Origin of the sequence: Herbihabitans rhizosphaerae (genome assembly GCF_004216555.1) — a bacterium.
GTDB lineage: Bacteria > Actinomycetota > Actinomycetes > Mycobacteriales > Pseudonocardiaceae > Herbihabitans > Herbihabitans rhizosphaerae.
Genome location: NZ_SGWQ01000011.1, coordinates 86,466 through 107,345, shown reverse-complemented (window position 1 = coordinate 107,345; position 20,880 = coordinate 86,466). Strand labels below are relative to the sequence as shown.

Below are 20,880 nucleotides of genomic sequence, written 5' to 3'. Positions count from 1 at the left end.
TCGCCCGGGCAACTCGTCCGGGTCAAACGGATGGCTCATCGTTCCCCCTGGAAGAACCCCAACCCGAGGCAGGGTTGCACAGCGTGCCCGGTCGAACAACGGGCCGTGACAGTGCGGGGCCGCAGGCGTCTGCCGAATGGGTGGCGATCACCGCAGCACGGTTGACACGCACGGTGCTTGCCTGCTTACGTGACGCTGCGGGTTGGGTGGGGGAACTGCGTCTGGGGCGAGCAACCGACCGCATCGTATCCACCACCCGCTCTGCGAGGTCTCGCAGGGAACGGGGAGGGACGGATGGACGGAGCACCACCGCCGGCGGGTGTGCCGCCGATGCCTCAGGGCGTGCCGACGCAACAGGAGCTTGACACGTTTCGCCACCAGGTCGGCGAGTTCAAGCGCTCCGCTGACTCCGGCGGCTTCGGCGTCAACGACGAAGGCGGCCGCATCATGCAACGCGCCTGCGACGACATCATCAACGAGAACCTGGCACTCGTGCGCGAGACCCAGCAACTGACCGACAAGCCGCGCCTGGGAGGCACCTATGGCGCGAAGGCGTCTGCCGATGCTGCTCAGCAGGCTGGCATAGAACTCCAAACGCGCCTTGGCCAGTTGAACGAGGTGATGGCCGCGTACCGCGAAGCCATCGGCATCGCGATGAAGAACTACACGCTCATGGACGAAAACGGCGTAATGCAGGTCCGGAAAGCAGGACCACACTGATGCCAACCCAGCACGTGCGCCCGAGCGTTCGGCAATGGGCCACTCTGATCGCCATCACGATCATCAGCGTTGCCGGGTGCTCATCCCCCGAGCCACAAGCCGCGCCACCACCAACATCGGAGCCCGTCCCGACCCTGCCCGGCGAACCAGCACCACCCCCACCCCTGTCGACATCGACCATCGAACGCCCACGCGGTCCGCTGGTAAACACCGACCCATGCACCCTATTCACCGCCGCCGAAGGCACCCAATTGGGTTTCGTCGAGCCTGGGCGGCGCAAGAACGTCGGACATGCCAGGGCATGCAACGAATTCCGGATGCCACCGCCCCGCTACGGCCAAGGCAGTGTTGCCATCTTTGACATCGTGGGGATCGGCGACATCGATCCTGCGGACAAGCCGACGCCAATCACCATCGGACGTCACCAGGCGGTCGAGCGGCGACTGCCAGCCAAGGCCATATGCGACATCGTTATCGCCACCTCCGAGACATCGCGCGTGGATGTTGGAACCGTGACGTTGTCGACGGAGTTGGAACGCGGGTGTGAAATCGCATACAAGATGGCGAGAATCGTTGAGGCGAAGCTGCCGTGAAAGGCCACGGTAGCGAATGAAGTTTCTGGGGAGGGGTTTGGCGATGATGCCTGGTATGTCAGGTGGACGGCCGGGGATTCGTTATGTGAATCCGCCGCCGGACGCGACTGGCAATGGTTTGTCCGACAGTCAGAAAAAGGGCGACAAGAAAGCCTATCAGCAGGAAGCCCGGGAGCAGGGCACGTCCGTGTCGCACCTGCAGACCCAGGGCTTGTCCGCGAAGAAGGCGGAGTACCTGCAGGGGCAGGCGTTGCGGCCGGTGACCGCACCCGGCGCGAACTATCCCGCGCATTCGCACCAGGAATTGTGGGACATGGTGCAGGGCGGCGATCCGGCGAGTGTTCGCGAGATGGGCGACGCGTGGGTCAGGGCGGGCCAGAATTTGATTCGGTATCAGCGCACCATCGGGTCCTCTGTCGAGGGCGGCCAGGTGCACTGGAAAGGACAGGCCGCGACCCAGGCCGGCGACTTCGCCACCGGCGTGGCGAACTGGGTCGGACAGTCGGGCTCGGGCGCTTATGTGACCGGCACGAGCATGCGAGAACAATCGGAGGCGTTGAACGGCGCGCGCACTAAAATGCCACCGCCGACCAATTTCAACGTGCAGCAGGCGAACGCGAAGATTCAGGCGGCGCCTCCCGAGCAGCGGAACACGGTTTTCGCCGAGCAGATGAAGCTGTTCAACGAGGCCAAGCAAGCACACCTGCGAGCAGCCGACGTCGCGACCAGTTTCGACGGGCAGACGAAAACGGCGACCTACCCGACGATGGCGCCACCGCCGACCATGGCACCGACGGGCGGCTCGGTTCCGCCAGGTGGTGTCGGGGACGGCCAGCGCGAAGGCACTGGGACGCCGATCATCGGCGGCGGCCGACCTGGGGGCGGTTCCACACCGCGAACTGGTGGCAACGGGACGGGCACGTCGGGCGTGCCCGGCATCGGGACGCCCGGCGCCGTGCCGCCAGGCGGGTCCCCGAATCCGACACCGACCGACGGCACGGCTCGCCCGCCGGTGGTCGGCGACTCGGGCACGACGCACCCAGGGTGGCACGATCCGACGCGCGGCCCTGGGCACGGTCCGGTCAACACCCCTGGACAGCAGCCGACAAGCGGTCCGGGTGGCGGGCAGAACATCGGGCTCGGCGGGGCGCCATTGAGCCCATTCGGTCCCGGCGTCGGAGGCGGCGAGGAGTCACGTCGTGGCGCGGGCGGCGGGCGTGGTGCGTTCGGCCCGCTCGGCAGCGGTGGCACGGGCGAACGAGGTGCGGGGATGGGACCGCGCGCCGGCGCGGTGCCCGGCGGGATGCCGGGCGAGCCACACGCCACCGGACGTGCGGGCGGTGCGGCTGGAGCGGGACGCGGCGGCGCCGGAGGCATGGGCATGCCGCTCGGCGGGGGCGCTGGCCGGCCCGGCGACGACGATGACGAGCACGATCGGCCGACGTGGCTTGTCGATCCGGACCCGGACATGACCTGGCACGGCGAGGACTATCCGGCGCTGCCGCCGTCCACCATCGGCGAGGACTGATGCCCGCCGAGTTTCAACTTTCCCTTGCGGCGGTTGACATTCTCGGCGAACACCTCGGTGTGGACATTCGGCAGTTTCCGTTCGAGATCCCTTCGGTCGGCCATCTCCTGGAGGATCGCGCACGGATCGCCGAATCCGTCTGGGCCGACCTGACCCGTCGCCGACTTGTCCACAATGGACGGTTGACCGGCGAGGTCGAACAGTCGGTGCGGATGCTCGCCGAGTTCGAGATCGCCGTCGTGGTGTTCGGCGAGATCGACGGCGAGCCGATCTTGTCGAGACTGGCCACGGCGGGACGGTTCGGTGTGCACGCCCAGAAGCTGGACCAGGTGCTGTGGCTCCGCGAGATCCGCCCGGAATCCCTTGCGCGCCAAGCGATCGGGCTGATCGGAGACCGTCACGCCGGACCTGGCCAGTCGATCACCGTGCGGCACGAGGAACCGAAGCGGGTCGAAGACGACAACTCCGCGCGCACGTTCAGCAAGCCCGTGCGCGGAAGCGGCGATCGGGAACGCCGCGCGCTGCGCCACCTGTTCGACACCCCGCTTCTCGGCTCGGGCGGATTCCTGGTGCTCGCACGGGATCGCCTCGGACGGGAGACCGCCGCACCGCCGCTGTCCTGGCTGGACACCGAGAGCGGGTGCTACCTCGTGCAACACCAACCCGCCACCGACGCCACCCCGGCGACCGAGACCACCAGCCCCGCGGACAGCGCGCGGCTGTGTCAGCAGCTCGACAAGCTGATCACGGCCGTTCAGCCCAGCGGACCAGGCCGCTGAACCCTCGCCGGCCAACGGCGAGCTGCCCGGCAGAGGCGTTCTTCGAGTCCCGCAGCCCAACGGCCAACGGTGCGAAGGCCACCTCGACACAGTTCGCGTCATTGCCGCTGAAGCTGCTCTTACGCCAGGCCGTGTGGAAGTCGATCGACGCACGCACGCGCCCACCTCACTCTCGTTCCAGGTCACGCGTGATCGAGCGCATCAGCTCGCGGGAGCCCGGCTCGTCCAGCGCGACGTCTGTCAGCTTCTCCACGGTCAGCTTATAGAGCGCGACCTTGTCCGGGTCATCGAGAAACAGGCCGGTGGTGCGGTCCTCGATGAACGCGATGGTCGGGTCCTTGTCAAAGTCCAGGAGCACGAACTGACCCATCAGCCCGGGATGTGCGACGACGGTCGCCGGAACGACGTTGACCTCGATGCTCTCCGATTCGGACAGGTCGGCGAGGTGCCGGACCTGGCGGGCCATCGCCCTCGGGCCCGGCATCGGCGCACGCAGCGCTGCCTCGGTGATCAGAATGTGCAGCCGAGGCGGACGTTTGCGCGCGAGGATCGCCTGTCGTGCCATGCGCAGCCCGACCCGCTCATCGATGCTCCGGTCCTCCTCGTGCTCGTCCACCTGGATCGCGGAGATCACGGCATGCGCGTACTCCGCCGTCTGCGCGAGACCGGGTATGAGGTTCAGCTCGAAATCGGTGATCTTGACCGCGCGGTCCTCGAAGTTGCGGTAGTTGTAGCTCTGCTCGGTCAGCGTGTTGCTCTCCAGCAACTCCGGCACGCCCTTGTTGCGCGCCAGGTTGATCAGCCGCTGCCGCCGCACGCCGGTCACGCCGAGCACCGCGAGGATCCCGGCGACCTCCTCGCTCGTCGGCTCGCGGTGGCCGTTCTCGATGCGGCTCACGGTGGTGTGATGCACTCCGAGCTGCTTGCCCATCGCTTGCAGGCTCACGCTGTGCTCACGGCGCAGTCGCCGCAATTCGAGCCCGATTCCACGGCTGTTGACGCCCGACGGTGGCTTGGCCATGCGTTCCTCCGAAATTGTTGTGCGAATACCGCACATTCTCCGCAGACAGCGCTGTCCAGCCAATCACCCAATCGGTGAATTGTGCAGATCTAGAGATAGGTTGCACACTTTGTGCACAGGCCAATTCCATCCGAGCGGCGACAGCACCGCTGTCGCACGGGCGGCGCCGGCGGCAGCTTCTCCAGCGTTCCGCCGGCGCCGTTCCGACCCCCCGGGAGCACTCGTGTTTCCCTACACACCAACGGATTCCAGCACCAAATCGGAGCGGGACGTGCTGTCCGACTACGCCGAGCTGTACCGCGAAACCTATCTGTGGGAGGTGGAGGACACCGCGACCGCGCTCTACCTGCGTCCCCGCGGGCCTGTCGCCGTCGTGATCATCGGCGCGCTGCTCGGCGCGGAGGTCAACTCCGAGTTGCACCGCGCCGGCACGCCGTGTCCGACCATCTGCCTGCCGACGAGCCCGATGCGCCACGCGTTCGTGACGGCGCTGTATGCCGCGCGGCCCGACGACGTGCTGCCGCCTCCCGGCGTCACCATGGTCACCGGCTGGAGGCGGGTGACACTGCCGCCGAGCCACGTCGGCACCGGACGGGCGATGTGGCTGACCGAGCCCCACCCCGCACGCGAACCCGTTCTGTGTCAACAGGTTCTGGCCGTCGCACGCCGGGTACTCCGCCGCCGGTGAGCCCGCGCGACTACGCCAAGTTGGACGGACTGAGCTGGCCGGATACCGCCAAGCCCGTCTCGTTGCTGCACGAGTACGGCCACACGTTCCGCTGGGTGCGCGGCGACCGGTTCATCTCCGTGCACCGCGGCACCTGCGTCGAGGGCAGGCGCGTGTTGATCGTCCGCGACACACTGGCCGGCAGGCGGGTGCTCGAAGGCCCTCAGCCGGTGGCCGACGTGATCCCGGTGCACCCAGACAAGTGGCTCGACCCGCACGCTTTGCGCAGAAACTCGCACAGGTGGGCACAAGCACGTCGCCTGTGCCAGCCTGGCCACAGGGGAGGCGATCATGACCGATGACGATGTCGGTGACTGGCACCGCGTGCACGCTGCCGCGTACGCCGATCTCGGTGACAGCTTCGAGAAGTTCGCCGCGGCGATGGCGAAGGCCCGCGAGTTGCTCGCCGAGCCGGAAAGCGTCGTGGTGGCCGACGGCGTGGACCCCGCCGATGTTCCGGACATCGACGGCATGACACGGTGGATCGAGCAGGACGCCGCGCGGATGGCCTACCGCCTGCGCACGACTCAGCGGATCGCGGCGGAACAGGCCCGCGCGTACGACGACATGACAGCCGCGGGCGGCCCGGACAACGCCGACGCGTTGGAGCAGTTCAAGCGCACATCCGAACGCAACGCCGCACTGCTGCCCCGGTTCGACGACTCCGGGCTCGACGCCTGACCGATGGGAGAACCCCACTGATGGAGGATTTACCCGAGGGCGAGACCGACCCTCGGTACCCGAACTGGCGCTTCAATGACGTGCCGGAGGACATCCGCGCCGGCCTCGTCGCCGGGTTCGAGCGAATGGAGTACCGCTACCGGATGAGAGAGGAGATCCACCGGGCACAGCGGCGCGCCTACCAGGAGTTCATGGCCGCCGGCGGAGGCGACGACCAGGCCGCGGTCGAACGCTACAACCTGGAGATCGAGCGCCTGAACGCGTTGTACCCCCGATTCGGAGCGGCACCGGACGACTTCTGATGCCGTGACCGTCACGACTTGGACAGCTTGCGGCGGGTGAGCCGGACGGCGACGAACAGCAGCACCAGCGTGCCGATGATCATCCAGCCGGACAGGCGGGAGCGCCACCACTGGGTGAGGCCGTCGAGCTGCTCGGGTGCGGCGACTCCGCCGGGCGCGAGACCACCGGTCGGCGCGCTCTCCTGCGTGCCGAGCCACACGCTGCCACCGTCGACCGTCGCGTCCTGGCGCGACTGCTCGATGGTCTTCGACAGGCCGGCCCAGTTCGCCGGAACCTCTTGGCGCACAGGCACTTTCGTGAAATCCACGCCACCGAAGACGTAGCTGCGCCCGTTGCGGGTGACCCTGATGTCGCCTTCGGTGAAGGACTTCACGTACGCGTTGAACGTGTCGGTGGGCTTCCACGGCCCGGCCAGCTTCCAGCGATCGATGGTGCCGGAATCGATCAGGTTGCCGTACGCCGTCGGCGTGCTGAGGCTGCGGTCGCGGTACCACTGCGCGGCCACCCGGCTCAGGTACACCCGCCGCAGCGGCGCGTACTCCGGCGCCTCGTTCACCGTCTTCTCCACCAGCGGCAGGATCAGCTCCGTGAACGCGGCCTCGTCCCGCTGGGTCAGCTCGGCCTTGGCCTGTGGGCAGGACGAGCCGGCCATCGGCGTGTTCACCTGGCTCGGCTCCATCTTGACCGCCAGCGGCGCGTTCGCGATGTACAGCTCGTCACCGTTGGCGTGCACGGTCGCCGGCGCCGGCACGATCCACTGCCGCAACGTGAAGCACTGCGGGCTGCGCCGCGCCTGGAACCGCTCGCCGACCGGATTGTCCGGCATCATCAGCCGGCCCGCGGTGCGCTTCAACTCCAGGTCAGCCTCGAGCAGAATGCGCCCGGCGTCGGTCTGCCCCAGTTTCTCGTCCACGATTCGGTTCGGCTCGTCCGGATTCAGGTTCACCGTGAACGCCGACGGCGGAAGCGAGAGCCACACGAAGAACGCGTCCGACGATTCCTTCATCGCGGCAAGACCGTTCGCCATTCCCTCGCCCGCCAGCGGAAGCGAACCGGCACGATAGGAGAGGCCGACGCTGCGGCCGTCACCGGACGGCCGGTCCGACAGATAGCGCAGTTCGACCGAGGAGAAGTCGACGCCGCCCAGATTCTGCCGGGCCAGCATCGCCTTGGTCTGCGAACCGTCGCCGACCGTGCGGCGTTCCTCCGGAGCGAGTTTGGTGCGCGCGTCCTCGAACAGGACGTGCGCCCAGAGGTAGACCGACGCCTCCTTGAGCATCTTCTTCAGCATCGGGTTCTGCGCCACGAGCTGGGCGTTCCCGTACTCCGCCGCCAGCGCCAGTGCGCCGTCGATCGTCGCCTTCATCCGCGCGGCGTCCGGCAGATGCCCGACCGCCGGGTTCGCCCGCCCCTCCTGCGACCAGAACGCGTTGGAGAAGATCAGGTCCAGCGCACGCGCCCATGCCTCGATGTGGTATTTCGTCGGATGCTTTCCGGAATCGACGCCGGTCTTTGGATCGACGCCGGGAAACAATTCGTAGAAATAGTCCCAGCAGAGCCTGATCAGGCTCCGGTGCAACGTGTTGTTGCCATCCTGGCCCTTGATCAGCGGAATGCCGCGAAGGTTCGGAAGGTCGTTGATCCAGGCTTCGGTGTACAAACCCGGATAGCGCTTCAACACCTGCTGCTCGATCGCGTGGTGAACCTCGACCTTCCCCCAGGCCGCCGGATAGGCGGCGAAGTAGATCTGGCGGTAGATCGCCTGGTTTCGCCAGTCGGCGGGGCTGATTCCCGGCGGCGCGGTCGGCTGGCTGGCGAGGGCCGATGGTGCGCACAGCGCCACGGTGATCACCGTGATCGCGAGCAGGCCCGCGGCTCGGAGTCGCCTACGCGGTCGAACGCTCGTCATGTGAGTACCCCTCCCGGCCACGATCGGACGTCGTGGCCGGGAGCGGCGTTCCCTAGCGGATCGCTCCCTTGAACAGGTTTCCCTCGGTGGACAGGTAGTGATCCCGATAGTCGAACCTGCGCGCGTTGCCGAAGATCAGGTAGTAGTACTTCAACTGCTCCGACCACCAGTACCCCGGACAGAAGTCGCCCCGCTTGACCGGATTCGTGGTCACGTCATCGAGGATCGTGTAGCCGTACCGCACCTTCGACGTGCGCACCATGTGCCGGAAGTGCGTGGCGTTGCGATGCCGGTACAGCTCGTCGCCGGTCTCCAGCCACAGGCTGAACGCGCCGTCGGCGAACTCGGGGCGAAGCTGATTCCCCTTGCTGATCGCCGCGAGCGTGTCGTAGGCGATACCCTCGGGCAGCACGCCGTAGCGGTCCTGCACCACGTTCCACGAGTCGTGGTACGCGCGGCCGCTCTTGACGTCGCCGCCCTCGGCGAGCAGCCCGGAGAAGAACGACGCCAGCTCACTCTGCTCGCGGCTGACCAGTGCCCCGGTGAACGCGTCGACCTGCTTGAACCACATGTGCCCGCCGACGGTTTCCGCCTGGTGCTCCAGGATTCCCGCGATCAGGGTGTCGTACCAGGACCGGAGATCCTTGTCGCCGAACAGCTTCCAGCCGTCGAACAGGTACTCGTAGTACGAGTCCGCCGGCGGGCCAACCGTGGCCGTCCGGTTGGTGAACTCGCCGGTTTCCGCGTGCACCGCGAACGGCAGCAGGTCGAGCGGGGAGCGCTTGTCGAAGGTCACCTGGAACGCGCGCTTGGCCGCGTCGTAGAACCGCTTGTCGCCGGTCAGCTTGCTCAGTGTGCCGAACTCGGTGATGTAGGTGCCCGTCTCGGCGAGGTTGGTCTCGGGCCGGCTCACCGCTCCGGTGCGCAGGTTCGCGTACCGGTAGGGCACCCCACTCGGCGACTTCGTGAACGCCGGCAACAACCGGGTGCCGAGATCATTCGCCAGTTCGAGCAGCCGTGGGTCGGGCACGCAGTGATAGGCCGACAGCAGACCGCCCAGCATCCGGATGTTCGTCTCGAACACCTGGAACGGCGCGTCGATGTCGAAGCTCAGGTGCTTGTTCACCCACGCGAGGCCCTGCTCGAACTCGGCGTCGAGCTCCATCAGCCAGAGGGTGTCCAGCGCCTCGACGACGGTGAGCCCGACCGGGTGGCCCGGCACGAAGAACTCCTCGTAGCCGCCGCTCACCGGTTTGATCTGGTCGTGGCCGAACGCCTTGGCCACGTACTGCTTCCACGCCCACTTCGTCTCGTTGCGCACCTCGTTCGCGAGCCGCCGCCAGTGCCCGTGTCCGGGTTCGGCGAGGGGCTGGGCGAGGGCGTTGGGAGCGGCGACGCCGGTGAGGCCGGCGGCGCCGAGCAGGCCGATGAAACCACGACGAGAAAGGTCAGCACGCATTTCGCAAACTCCTATGGCAGGGGGTGAGTTCGCAGATCGTGACAACCTTGTCTGAACCATTCGGGCGTGACAATAGGCCGGTCGGAGTAGTCTCACTCCGACCGGCCTGACAACGTTGTCGGCGTGCTAGAGAGCCTCCATCCAGGTGTTGATCAGCTCCGCGGTGACCGGGGCGTTGGACTCCAGGAGCGTGAAGTGATCACCGGGCACCTCGCGCAGCGTGTGCGGGAGGTCCCAGGTGGCGCGCCACGAGTCGTCCTCGCTCGCCCCGTCGATCGACTCCTGCGGCCGGACGAACAGGATCGGCGCCGCGATCTCGTCCACAGTGGACTCGTCGAGCAGCCGGTTGTACCTGCCCATCGCGGACAGCCGGGCGCTGGAGAACTCGCCGAACTCGTCCTCCCGGTCGAACAGCCCCTGCAACATCTGCTCGAAGAACCCGTCGAGGCTGGTGGCCGTCGGCTTGTAGGTGTCCAGCAGCACGATGCCCGCGGCCGGATTCCCGTTGTCCTCCAAGTACTTCGCGGTCGCGTTGGCGAAGATCCCGCCGGAGGAGTAGCCCACGAGCACGAACGGATCACCGTCCGCGGCACGCAGCGCACCTTCGGCGAACACGCTCACCGCGGCCTGGACCGAGGCGGGCAGCGCCTCGCCGCGGGCGAACCCGAGCACCGGCAGCACGCTCACCTCGCGCACGTCGCGGAAGTTCGCGGCGAACCTGGCGTACTGCTGCACGCCGCCGAGCGCCATCGGGGACGCCATGCAGACCAGCTTCGGCCCGCCGTCGCCGTTCGCGAGCGTGACGTGCCGAGGGAACTCGGCGAGGTCCGACGGCCCGGTGAACTCGGGCCTGGTGTCGGCCACCGCCTTGAGCAGCGTGAAGCCCTCCTTGACCTTGCCGACCTGCGCCGCCGCCCGGAACAGCGCCGACAGCGAGTCGGGCGACGACACGCCAGCCCCACCGTCGTCGGCCGTGGACGGTTCGACGGTGATCTGGTCCGCGACAAACGCGGCCAGGTCACGCGGGTTGTCCTGGTCGAACACCACGGTGGCGGACAGCTTCAACCCGGTGGCCTCGTTCAGGTTGTTGCGCAGCTCCATCGCGCTCAGCGAGTCGAAGCCGGACTCGAGGAAGGCCCGGTCCGGGTCCACCGCGTCCGCACCGTTGTGGCCCAGTGCCGTCGCGCTGAACGACCGCACCAGCTCGACCACCGCGTCCACCCGGTCCTCGCCGGACAGCCCGGCCAGGCGCTTGCGCAGCGCGTCCGGGTCCGCCGCCGCGGCCGCCTTCTGGTTGCGGCGCTTGGGTTTCACCAGCCCGGCGAGCATCGGGTGCACGTCCTCGGCCGACGCCCGCAGGTTGAGGTTCACCGGTACCAGGACCGGTGCGCCGGTGGCCGGCGCCGCGTCGAGCTGTGCCAGCGCGTCCACTGTGGACAGCGCGCCGAGCCCACCCCTGGCGAGCCTGGCGATGTCGGCGTCGGACAGCTCGCCGGTCAGTCCGGACAGCTGCTCCCACATGCCCCAGGCCAGCGACTGGGCGGGCAGCCCGGCCGCGCGCCGGTGCGTGGCCAGCGCGTCCAGGTAGGAGTTGGCCGCCGCGTAGTTGGCCTGCCCTGGGCCACCGAGCACGCCGGCGATCGAGGAGAACAGCGTGAGCGGCACGTCGCCGACCATCTCGTGCAGGTTCCACGCCGCGTCCACCTTCGGCCGCAGCACCTTCTCCAGTCGCTCCTCGGTGAGCGAGGTGATCGCGCCGTCGTCGGTCACCCCGGCGACGTGCAGCACACCAGTCAGCGGACGGTCGGCCGGAATCGCGGCCAGCACGCCGGTCAGCGCGTCGCGGTCGGCCGCGTCGCAGGCGGCGACTGTCACCGACGCGCCCGATGCTTCCAGCTCCTCGATCAGCTCGGCGATGCCAGGTGTGTCGGGCCCTCGCCGCGACGTGAGCACGAGGTGCTGAACCCCTTGGGAAGCAACGAGATGCCGCGCCACGATCCAGCCGAGCGTGCCGGTGCCGCCGGTGATCAGCACGGTGCCGGCGCCGTACCCGTCGGGTGTCTCGCCGGTCGGCGCCGCTCGCACCAGGCGAGGCGCGCGGGCCACGCCGTCACGGACCACGACCTGCTGCTCGCCGCTGGCGACCGCCGCGGCGATCGCGTCGGCGTCATCGGTGTCGACCAGCACCAGCCGGTTCTCGTGCTCCGACTGCGCGGAGCGCACCAGGCCCCACACCGCCGCGCCGGCCAGGTCGGTGACGTCCTCGCCGGGCAGCGCGACCGCTCCCCTGGTCACCACGACCAGCTTCTCGTCCCGCTCCTCGGCGAGCCAGTCCCGCAGCACGCCGAGAATCCGAAGCGTCTCCGCACGCACCGCCGCCGGGCCGGTTGAGTCCACAGTGGACTCGACAACCTGGTGCGGCACCTCGCCGTCCGGCGTCGGTACGACCGTCCAGTCCACCGCGTACAGCGAGTCGCCGCCGGCCGGTGCGATCGTGACCGCGCGCAGGGCGAGCGTGTCCACGGTCGCGACGGGAGCACCGGTTGCGTCCGCGATGTCCAGCGCCACCGCCTTGGTGCCGTTCGGACGCACCCGCACCCGCAGCGCCGACGCTCCGGAGGCGTGCACCCGCACGCCACTCCAGGAGAACGGCAGTGCGGGCTCGTCGCCGATCGCCGGGCTCAGACCGATCGAGTGCAGCGCCGCGTCCAGCACAGCCGGGTGCACGCCGTATGAGTCCACATCGGACGGTGCGGCCGGAGCGACCTCGGCGTACACCTCGTCGCCGGAACGCCACGCCGCGACGAGACCCTGGAACACCGGCCCGTAGTCAAGGCCGCCGTCCGCCAGGTGGTCGTACAGTCCTTCCAGGTCAACGGGTTCCGCACCGGTGGGCGGCCATTCGGTCAGCGCCGGCGGTGTCTCGCCGTCCTCCGGCGTGAGCACACCGGAGGCGTTGCGCGTCCATTCCGCCGCGTTCTCCGCCCGCGAGTGCACGGCCAGTCGCCGCGCACCGTTGTCGTCCGGCCCGCCGACGGACAGTCGCATGTGGACACCGCCGTGCTCGGGCAGCACCAGCGGCGCCTCCAGCGTCAGCTCCTCGATCGTGCCGCAGCCGACCTCGTCGCCGGCAAGCCCGGCCAGCTCCACGAACCCGGTGCCGGGGAACAGCACCTGTCCGCCGATCACGTGGTCGGCCAGCCACGGCTGGGTCTGCGTGGACAGCCGTGCGGTGAACAAGTAGCCGTCCGAGTCGGGCAGCTCGACGGCCGCGCCGACCAGCGGATGGCCGGCCGGGTCGAGTCCGATCGACGCGGCCGAGCCGCCGATGGACTGGTTGTCCATCCAGTAGCGCTGCCGCTGGAACGCGTAGGTCGGCAGATCGACCCGCCGCGCACCGGTGCCGGAGAACACGCCGCGCCAGTCGACCTCGACGCCATCGGCGTGCAACGTTGCGATCGCGCCCATGGCGGTGCGCGCATCATCGCGATCTCTTCGCAACGTTGCGACGAAGGTCAGGTCGGAGCGCGCCACGGTGCCCTGCGCCATGCCGGTGAGCACGCCGTCCGGACCCAGCTCGACGAACCGGGCGACGCCGCGTCCCTCCAGCGTGCGCACGCCGTCGGCGAACCGGACGGCCTGCCGGACGTGCCGCACCCAGTACTCCGGCGAGGCGAGCTCCTCGGCGTCGGCAAGCTCGCCCGTCACGTTGGAGACGACCGGAATGTCCGGCGTGCCAAAGGAAAGCGACTCCGCGACGGCCCGGAACTCGTCCAGCATCGGCTCCATGCGCGGCGAGTGGAAGGCATGCGAGACGGTCAGCCGCTTGGTCTTGCGGCCGAGGTTCTCGAAGTGCTCCGCGATCGGTTCGGCGGCATCGGAATCACCGGAGACGACCACCGAGTCCGGCCCGTTGATCGCCGCGATGCTGACCCGATCGGTGAGCAGCGGCAACACCTCGTCCTCGGTCCCCTGGATCGCGATCATCGCGCCACCCTCGGGCAACGCCTGCATCAGCCTGCCGCGCGCGGACACCAGCGTCGCCGCGTCGGCCAGGGTCAGCACCCCGGACACGTGCGCCGCGGCCAGCTCGCCGATCGAGTGGCCGGCCAGGTAGTCCGGACGGATGCCCCAGGACTCGACAAGGCGGAACAGCGCCACCTCCACGGCGAACAGACCCGGTTGGGTGTACGCCGTCTGGTGCACCAGGTCCTCACCGATCACCTCGGCCAGCGGACGGTCCAGGTGCTGGTCGAACGCGGCGCATACGTCGTCGGACGCCGTGGCGTAGACCGGGAACGCCTCGTACAGCTCGCGTCCCATGCCGGCCCGCTGCGCGCCCTGCCCGGTGAACAGGAACGCCGTCTTGCCGTCGCCCTTGGCGATCCCGCGCGCCACGTCCGGCGAGGACGCGCCGTCTGCGAGTAGCTCCAACCCGCGGCGCAACGCCGCGGAGTCCGTGCCGAGCACCACGGCGCGGTGGTCGAACGACGCCCGCGTGGTGGCCAGCGAGAACGCCACGTCGTGCGCGTCGACCTCACCGTCCACGTGCGACAGAAGCTGCTTCGCCTGTGCGGCAAGGGCTTCCGGCGTCTTGGCGGACAGCGCCCACGGCACGACGGGCAGCCGTGCCGGGTCGGCCGGCTCCGGGTCGTCCTTCACATCCGGCGCCTGCTCGATGATCACGTGCGCGTTGGTGCCGCTCATGCCGAACGAGGACACCCCGGCCCTGCGCGGGTGTCCGTTGGGCGGCCACGCCACCGTCTCGGTCAGCAGGCGAACGTTGCCCGACTCCCAGTCCACGTGCGGGGACGCCTCGTCGAGGTGCACCGTCTTGGGCAGCAGCCCGTTGTGCAGGGACAGGATCACCTTGATCACGCCGGCCACACCGGCCGCCGCCTGCGGGTGGCCGAGGTTGGACTTGATCGAGCCGAGCCACAGCGGCTCGTCCCGGTCCTGCCCGTAGGTGGCCAGAAGTGCTTGTGCCTCGATCGGGTCGCCCAGCGGGGTGCCCGTGCCGTGCGCCTCGACGGCGTCCACATCGGACGGTCGCAGCCCGGCGTTGGCCAGCGCGGACTTGATCACGCGCCGCTGTGAGGGGCCGTTCGGCGCGGAGAAGCCGTTGGACGCGCCGTCCTGGTTCACCGCCGAGCCCCGCACCACGGCGAGCACGGGGTGCCCGTTGCGCCGCGCGTCGGACAGCCGTTCCATAACAAGCATTCCGACGCCCTCGGACCACGCGGCGCCGTCGGCTCCGGCGGAGAACGACTTGCACCGTCCGTCGCGGGACAGCGCCTGCTGGTGGCTGAACTCCACGAACATGTCCGGCGTGGCCATCACGGTCACACCACCGGCCAGTGCCAGCGAACTCTCCCCCGATCGCAACGATTGCGCGGCGAGGTGCATCGCGACCAACGAGGACGAGCACGCCGTGTCCACCGTGACCGCCGGCCCCTCCAGGCCGAAGGTGTAGGACACCCGACCGGACACCTGGCTGCCGGTGGTCGCACCGCTGACATAGTCGTGGTACATCACGCCGGTGAACACGCCGGTCGACGAGCCCTGCAGCGTGTTCGGGTCGATGCCGGCCCGCTCCAGCGCCTCCCACGACGACTCCAGCAGCACGCGCTGCTGCGGGTCGGTGAGCTGCGCCTCACGCGGGCTGATCCCGAAGAACCCGGCGTCGAACTCCGTCGCGTCGTAAAGGAATCCGCCCTCGCGCACGTAGCTGGTGTCCGGCCCGGTGCCGTTCGGGTCGTAGATGCGGGCGAGGTCCCAGCCGCGATCGTCCGGGAACTCCGACACCGCGTCCACACCGTCGACCAGCACCCGCCACAGGTCCTCCGGCGAGCGCACGCCGCCGGGGAACCGGCAGCTCATGCCGACGATCACGATCGGGTCGTCCGAGGTCGACGTGCTGACCACGGCGACCGGCGCGTCGTCCACCTTCCCGGACACCTCGCCGAGCAGGTAGTCGGTCAGCGCGTTGGCGTTCGGGTAGTCGAACACCATGGTCGCCGGGAGCCGAAGGCCGGTCGCGGCACTCAGCTCGTTGCGCAGGTCGACCGAGCTGAGCGAGTCGAAACCCAAGTCCTGGAAGGACTTTCCTGGCTCGATCGCCTCGCCGGAGCCGTGCCCGAGGGACGCGGCGACCTGGTTGCGCACCATGCCGAGCACCAGCTCGCGACGCTCCGCGTCACCGAGTCCGGCCAGCCGCTCGGCGAGCCCGGAACCACCGGCGGCGGCACCGCCCGCGGTCCGCCGGGACACCCGGCCGACCAGTCCCCGGAACGCCGAGGGCAGCGAGTCGCCCTGCGAGCGCAGCGCGTTGATGTCCAGCCTGACCGCCATCAGCAGCGAGTCGGCCGCACCCTGCGAGGCGTCGAACAGCTCCATGCCCTCGTCGGTGGCCAGCGGGTACATGCCGCCGCGGGACAGGCGCTTGCGGTCCGCGTCGGACATCTCGCCGGTCATGCCGGACGCGGCGCCCCACAGACCCCAGGCCACCGACTGGGCGGCGAGACCGTTGGCGCGCCGGTGCGCGGCGAGCCCGTCGAGGTAGGTGTTGGCCGCGGCGTAGTTGCCCTGACCAGGACCACCGAGCACACCGGCGGCCGAGGAGAACATCACGAACGCGGTCAGGTCGCTGGTCAGCTCGTGCAGGTTCCACGCGGCGTCGACCTTGGGCTTCATCACGCCGTCCACCCGCTCCGGGGTGAGCGAGCCGATGACACCGTCGTCGAGCACACCGGCCGCGTGCACCACGGCGGTCACCGGATGTTCGGCGAGTACCGCTGCCAGTGCGTCGCGGTCGGACACGTCGCAGGCGGCGACGATGGCCCGCGCGCCCAGTTCCTCCAGTTCGGCGATCAGCTCGGACACCCCGGGTGCCTCGGCGCCTCGCCGGGAGGTGAGCAGCAGGTGCCGAACCCCTTGGGAGACAACGAGATGCTTGGCCAGCAGCCCGCCGAGTGTGCCGGTCGCGCCGGTGATCAGCACGGTGCCCTCGGCGTCGAACGCGGGTGGCGTGTCCTCCGCGCGACCCGCGGCCCGGCCAAGGCGTGCGGCGTACAGCGCGCCGTCGCGCACCGCGAGCTGTGCCTCCCCCGCCGCCGCGATCGCCGGCAGGTGCGCGGTCAGGTCGGCGGTGGCGTCCAGGTCCACCAGCACGATCCGGTCCGGGTTCTCCGACTGCGCTGAGCGCACCAAGCCCCACACGGCGGCGCCGGCCAGATCGGTGACGTCCTCACCGGCCACCGACATCGCGTTGCGCGTGGCGACGAGCAACGTTGCGTCTTCGTTGTCCACATTTGCGAACCAGGTCTGCAACGCGCCGAGGATCCGGTGCGTCTCGGTCCGGGCGGCGACCGGTCCGGTGCCACCGCCGGCGGTCAGCGTCACGATGTCCGGCAGTGTCTCGCCGAGCGATTCGAAGTCCACTGTGGACACGTCGGCGGCGGACGGCGTGATGGCCGTCCATCCCATGCGGAACAAGGCATCCCGGCTCACCGACCGCTGGCCGTCGTCACCGGTCATGGGCCGGAACGCGATCGAGTCGACGGTCGCGACCGGTGCGCCGGACGGGTCGGCCACCTGCACGGTGAACCCGCCGCCGGCCGGGGTCAGCCGGGCGCGCAACACCGATGCGCCCGCCGCGTGCAACGACACGCCCTGCCACGCGAACGGCAGTCGCCCGGAGCCGGCCTCGTCGCTGTGGTCGCCCTGGTCGCTGGCGAAGGACAGCGAGTGCAACGTCGCGTCCAGCAGCGCCGGGTGCAGCCCGAACCTGGCGGCGTCCTTGGTCGCCGACTCGGGCAGCTCGATCTCGGCGAACACCTCGTCGTCCCGTGTCCACACGCGGGACAGCCCTTGGAACACCGGTCCATAGTTCAGACTGGTGGCGGCCAGCCGCTCGTACAGTCCTTCCAGGTCAACGCTTTCGGCGTCCGACGGCGGCCACTGGCTCAAGTCGAATGTCGGCCGGGCTGCGCCGGAGGTGAGCACACCGGTGGCGTGTTGCGTCCATGGCAGGTCGTCGGCCGACTCCTCGTCGCGCGAGTACACCTCGACGGTGCGCGCGCCCGCGGCGTCCGCGCCACCGACCACGACCTGGACCCGAACACCGCCGCGCGCGGGCAGCACCAGCGGCTCGGTGAGGGTCAGCTCCTCCAGCACGTCGCAGCCGACCTGGTCGCCGGCTCGGATGGCCAGCTCCACGTGTCCGGTGCCGGGGAAGAAGATCTGCTCGCCGACGGCGTGGTCGGCCAGCCACGGTTGGGTGCGCACCGACAGCCGGCCGGTGAGCAGTGCCCCGTCGGAGTCGGCCAGCATGACCGCGGCACCGAGCAGCGGGTGCTCGGCGGCGGCCAGACCGAGCCCGGACGCGTCGCCCGCGGCCGGCGGATTGGGCAGCCAGTACCGCTCGCTCTGGAACGCGTAGGTCGGCAGGTCCACCCGCCGGGCGTCACCGAAGATCGCGCTCCACTGTGGACTGAACCCGCGCACGTGCAGCGCGCCGACCGAGGTGTAGAAGCGGGTCAGCCCGCCCTCCTCGCGGCGCAGCGTCCCGGTGACGACGGCCGAACGGTCAAGCGTGTCAAGGGTTTCCTGGATGCCCATCGCCACCACGGGGTGCGGGCTGACCTCGACGAACGCGCCGTGGTCGACCGCGAGCGCCCGAATGGCCGTCTCGAACCGCACGGTCTGGCGCAGGTTGGTGAACCAGTACTCGGCGTCCACGATCGAGCCGTCGGTCCAGTCGCCGGTGACCGTGGAGACCATCGGCACCTCGCCGGCGCGCGGCGTGATCGGGCCGAGGTCGGCCAGCAAGCGCTCGCGCAGGTCCTCCACGTGCGCGGAGTGCGAGGCGTAGTCCACCGGGATCTTCTTGGCGCGGATGTCCTCGGCGACGAGCTGGTCGACCAGCTCGTCCAGCGCGTCCGGGTCGCCGGAGACGACCACGGAGCGCGCGCCGTTCACCGCGGCCACCGAGATCCGACCGTCCCAGTTGGACAGTCGAGCGTGCACGTCGTCGACCGGAAGCCCGACGGACACCATGCCGCCCTTGCCGGCCAGTTGCTCGCGGATCGCCTTGCTGCGCAACGCGACCACGCGCGCGCCGTCTTCGATCGACAGCGCACCGGAGACGGTGGTCGCGGCGATCTCGCCCTGCGAGTGGCCGACCACCGCGTCCGGGTTGATGCCGTGCGCGCGCCACAGCGCGGCCAGCGACACCATGACCGCCCACAACACGGGCTGGACGACGTCGACCCGCTCCAGCGACGCGGCACCGGCTTCGTCGCGCAGCACGGCGGTGAGCTTCCAGTCCACGAACTCGTCCAGCGCGGCCTCGCACTCGGCGATCCGCTCGGCGAACACCGGAGAGGTGTCCAGCAGTTCGGCGGCCATGCCGATCCACTGCGCGCCCTGGCCGGGGAACACGAACACGGTCTTGCCGCGCACGTCGGTGACACCGGACACCACCGTGCCCAGGTTCGGGTCCTCCTCGACAATCCCGCGCAGCCCCTCGGCCAGCTCGTCGCGCGTCGAGCCGACCACCATCGCGCGGCTCTCGAACGCGGAACGTGTTGTGGCCAAAGAGAATCCGAGGTCCGCGATGTCCACATCGGACGAGTCCACATGCGACAGCAGCCGCTGTGCCTGCCCGCGCAGCGCTCCGGTACTCCGACCGGACAGCACCCACGGCACCGGGCCCGCCGGCCGCGACTCGATCACGATCGGGGCCTCGGCCGTCTCCGGCTCGGGTGCCTGCTCGATGATCAGGTGCGCGTTGGTGCCGCTCATGCCGAACGAGGACACGCCGGCCCGGCGCGGGTGGCCGTAGTCCGGCCAGTCGATGCCCTCGGTCAGCAGGTTCACGTTGCCGGCCGACCAGTCCACGTGCGGCGACGGCTCGTCCAGGTGCACGATCTTGGACAACCGTCCATTGTGGACGGCCAGCGCCATCTTGATCACACCGGCGATACCGGCCGCCGGCTGGCCGTGCCCGATGTTGGACTTCACCGAGCCCAGCCACAGCGGCTGATCGGCCGGCCGGTCCTGCCCGTAGGTGGCGAGCACGGCCTGCGCCTCGATCGGGTCGCCGAGCGTGGTGCCGGTGCCGTGCGCCTCCACGGCGTCCACATCGGACACCGTGAGCCCGGCGTCGGCCAGCGCGGCCTTGATCACCCGCCGCTGGGACGGGCCGTTCGGAGCAGTGAGTCCGTTGGACGCGCCGTCCTGGTTCACCGCGGAGCCGCGGATCACGGCGAGCACCGGGTGCCCGTTGCGGCGCGCGTCGGACAGCTTCTCCAGCAGCACCATGCCGCCGCCCTCGGACCACGCGGCACCGTCGGCCTGCGCGGAGAACGACTTGCTGCGCCCGTCCACGGACAGCCCGCGCTGCCGGCTGAACGCGACGAACGGCGCCGGCGTGGACATCACCATCACGCCGCCGGCGAGCGCCATCTCGCACTCGCCGTTGCGCAGCGCGTTGGCCGCCAGGTGCACGGTGACCAGCGAGGACGAGCACGCGGTGTCGACCGTGACCGCCGGGCCCTCCAGGCCCATCAGATAGGACACCCGCCCGGAGATCACCGCGGCCGAGCTGCCGGTGAGGATGTAGGCCTCGTTCTCCTCGGCGTTCTTGGCCAGCAGCTCCCAGTAGTCCTGCCCCGCGTTGCCGACGTACACGCCGACCCGCTCGCCGCGCAGCGACTGCGGGTCGATGCCGGCGCGCTCGATCGCCTCCCAGGAGGTGTCCAGCGCGAGCCGCTGCTGCGGGTCCATGGCCAGCGCCTCGCGCGGCGAGATCCCGTACAGCGTGGGGTCGAAGTTCACGATGTCGTAGACGAACCCGCCCTCGCGCACGTAACTCGTGCCGATCTGGTCGGGGTCCTCGCTGAACAGCGTCTCGAGGTCCCAGCCGCGGTCGGTCGGGAACTCGGTGATCGCGTCGACGCCGTCCTCGACGAGCTGCCAGTACTCCTCCGGCGTGGACACACCGCCGGGGAAGCGGCAGCCCATCCCGACGATCGCGATCGGCTCCTGGGCACCCTGCTCGACCTCGCGCAGCCGCTGCTTGGTCTGGTGCAACTCGGCGGTGACCTTCTTGAGGTAGCCGAGGAGCTTGTCTTCGTTCGTCATTCTGACGGCCTCTCG

13 protein-coding genes are annotated in these 20,880 nt (G+C 69.5%); 8 read left to right on the top strand and 5 right to left on the bottom strand.

Features of this window, described 5'->3' with window-relative positions; genetic code table 11:
• Nucleotides 1–294: 294 nt before the first annotated feature.
• The 4 genes from EV193_RS26600 to EV193_RS26585 all read left to right on the top strand — a co-directional run bounded on the left by EV193_RS26600 (nt 295) and on the right by EV193_RS26585 (nt 3,620).
• Nucleotides 295–720 (top strand): hypothetical protein, encoded by a 426-nt coding sequence (locus EV193_RS26600; RefSeq protein ID WP_130347665.1) that lies wholly within the window; start codon nt 295–297, stop codon nt 718–720.
• A complete protein-coding gene (locus EV193_RS26595) occupies nt 720–1,313 on the top strand; it encodes a DUF3558 family protein (RefSeq protein WP_130347664.1) in 594 nt (197 codons plus the stop codon). Before EV193_RS26600 ends, EV193_RS26595 begins: the two co-directional genes overlap by 1 nt.
• Nucleotides 1,314–1,431: 118 nt before the next feature.
• On the top strand, nt 1,432–2,841 hold the full coding sequence (locus EV193_RS26590; protein WP_130347663.1) for a hypothetical protein: 1,410 nt from the start codon (nt 1,432–1,434) through the stop codon (nt 2,839–2,841).
• Nucleotides 2,841–3,620 carry an ESX secretion-associated protein EspG gene (locus tag EV193_RS26585; protein WP_130347662.1) on the top strand — a complete coding sequence of 260 codons (780 nt, stop codon included), beginning with the start codon at nt 2,841–2,843 and terminating at the stop codon, nt 3,618–3,620. Before EV193_RS26590 ends, EV193_RS26585 begins: the two co-directional genes overlap by 1 nt.
• Here EV193_RS26585 and EV193_RS26580 read toward each other — a convergent pair.
• Both EV193_RS26580 and EV193_RS26575 read right to left on the bottom strand, forming a co-directional pair.
• Nucleotides 3,586–3,702 (bottom strand): hypothetical protein, encoded by a 117-nt coding sequence (locus tag EV193_RS26580; protein ID WP_423202227.1) that lies wholly within the window; start codon nt 3,700–3,702, stop codon nt 3,586–3,588. The genes EV193_RS26585 and EV193_RS26580 overlap by 35 nt on opposite strands.
• 84 nt (nt 3,703–3,786) lie before the next feature.
• Nucleotides 3,787–4,641: a helix-turn-helix domain-containing protein gene (locus EV193_RS26575; protein ID WP_165401518.1), complete on the bottom strand. Its 855-nt coding sequence runs from the start codon at nt 4,639–4,641 to the stop codon at nt 3,787–3,789.
• Nucleotides 4,642–4,912: 271 nt separating this feature from the next.
• Here EV193_RS26575 and EV193_RS26570 point away from each other — a divergent pair, with 271 nt between their 5' ends.
• The 4 genes from EV193_RS26570 to EV193_RS26555 are packed head-to-tail and all read left to right on the top strand — an operon-like array spanning nt 4,913 to nt 6,351.
• Nucleotides 4,913–5,329: a hypothetical protein gene (locus tag EV193_RS26570; protein WP_207222812.1), complete on the top strand. Its 417-nt coding sequence runs from the start codon at nt 4,913–4,915 to the stop codon at nt 5,327–5,329.
• Nucleotides 5,326–5,670 carry a hypothetical protein gene (locus tag EV193_RS26565; protein ID WP_130347659.1) on the top strand — a complete coding sequence of 115 codons (345 nt, stop codon included), beginning with the start codon at nt 5,326–5,328 and terminating at the stop codon, nt 5,668–5,670. The genes EV193_RS26570 and EV193_RS26565 overlap by 4 nt, the downstream gene beginning before the upstream one ends.
• A complete protein-coding gene (locus tag EV193_RS26560; RefSeq protein WP_130347658.1) occupies nt 5,660–6,049 on the top strand; it encodes a hypothetical protein in 390 nt (129 codons plus the stop codon). The genes EV193_RS26565 and EV193_RS26560 overlap by 11 nt, the downstream gene beginning before the upstream one ends.
• 20 nt (nt 6,050–6,069) lie before the next feature.
• Complete coding sequence (locus tag EV193_RS26555; RefSeq protein ID WP_130347657.1) at nt 6,070–6,351, top strand: hypothetical protein; 282 nt, start codon at nt 6,070–6,072, stop codon at nt 6,349–6,351.
• A gap of 11 nt (nt 6,352–6,362) precedes the next feature.
• Here the strand turns inward: EV193_RS26555 and EV193_RS26550 are convergent, their stop codons facing one another.
• From EV193_RS26550 to EV193_RS26540, 3 genes are all read right to left on the bottom strand, one after another.
• The gene (locus EV193_RS26550) at nt 6,363–8,261 is read right to left on the bottom strand and encodes a hypothetical protein (RefSeq protein WP_130347656.1); all 1,899 of its coding nucleotides are present in this window, start codon (nt 8,259–8,261) and stop codon (nt 6,363–6,365) included.
• A gap of 52 nt (nt 8,262–8,313) precedes the next feature.
• A complete protein-coding gene (locus EV193_RS26545; protein ID WP_130347655.1) occupies nt 8,314–9,720 on the bottom strand; it encodes a glycoside hydrolase family 47 protein in 1,407 nt (468 codons plus the stop codon).
• Between the two features lie 126 nt (nt 9,721–9,846).
• A complete protein-coding gene (locus EV193_RS26540; RefSeq protein ID WP_130347654.1) occupies nt 9,847–20,865 on the bottom strand; it encodes a type I polyketide synthase in 11,019 nt (3,672 codons plus the stop codon).
• Nucleotides 20,866–20,880 lie beyond the last annotated feature (15 nt).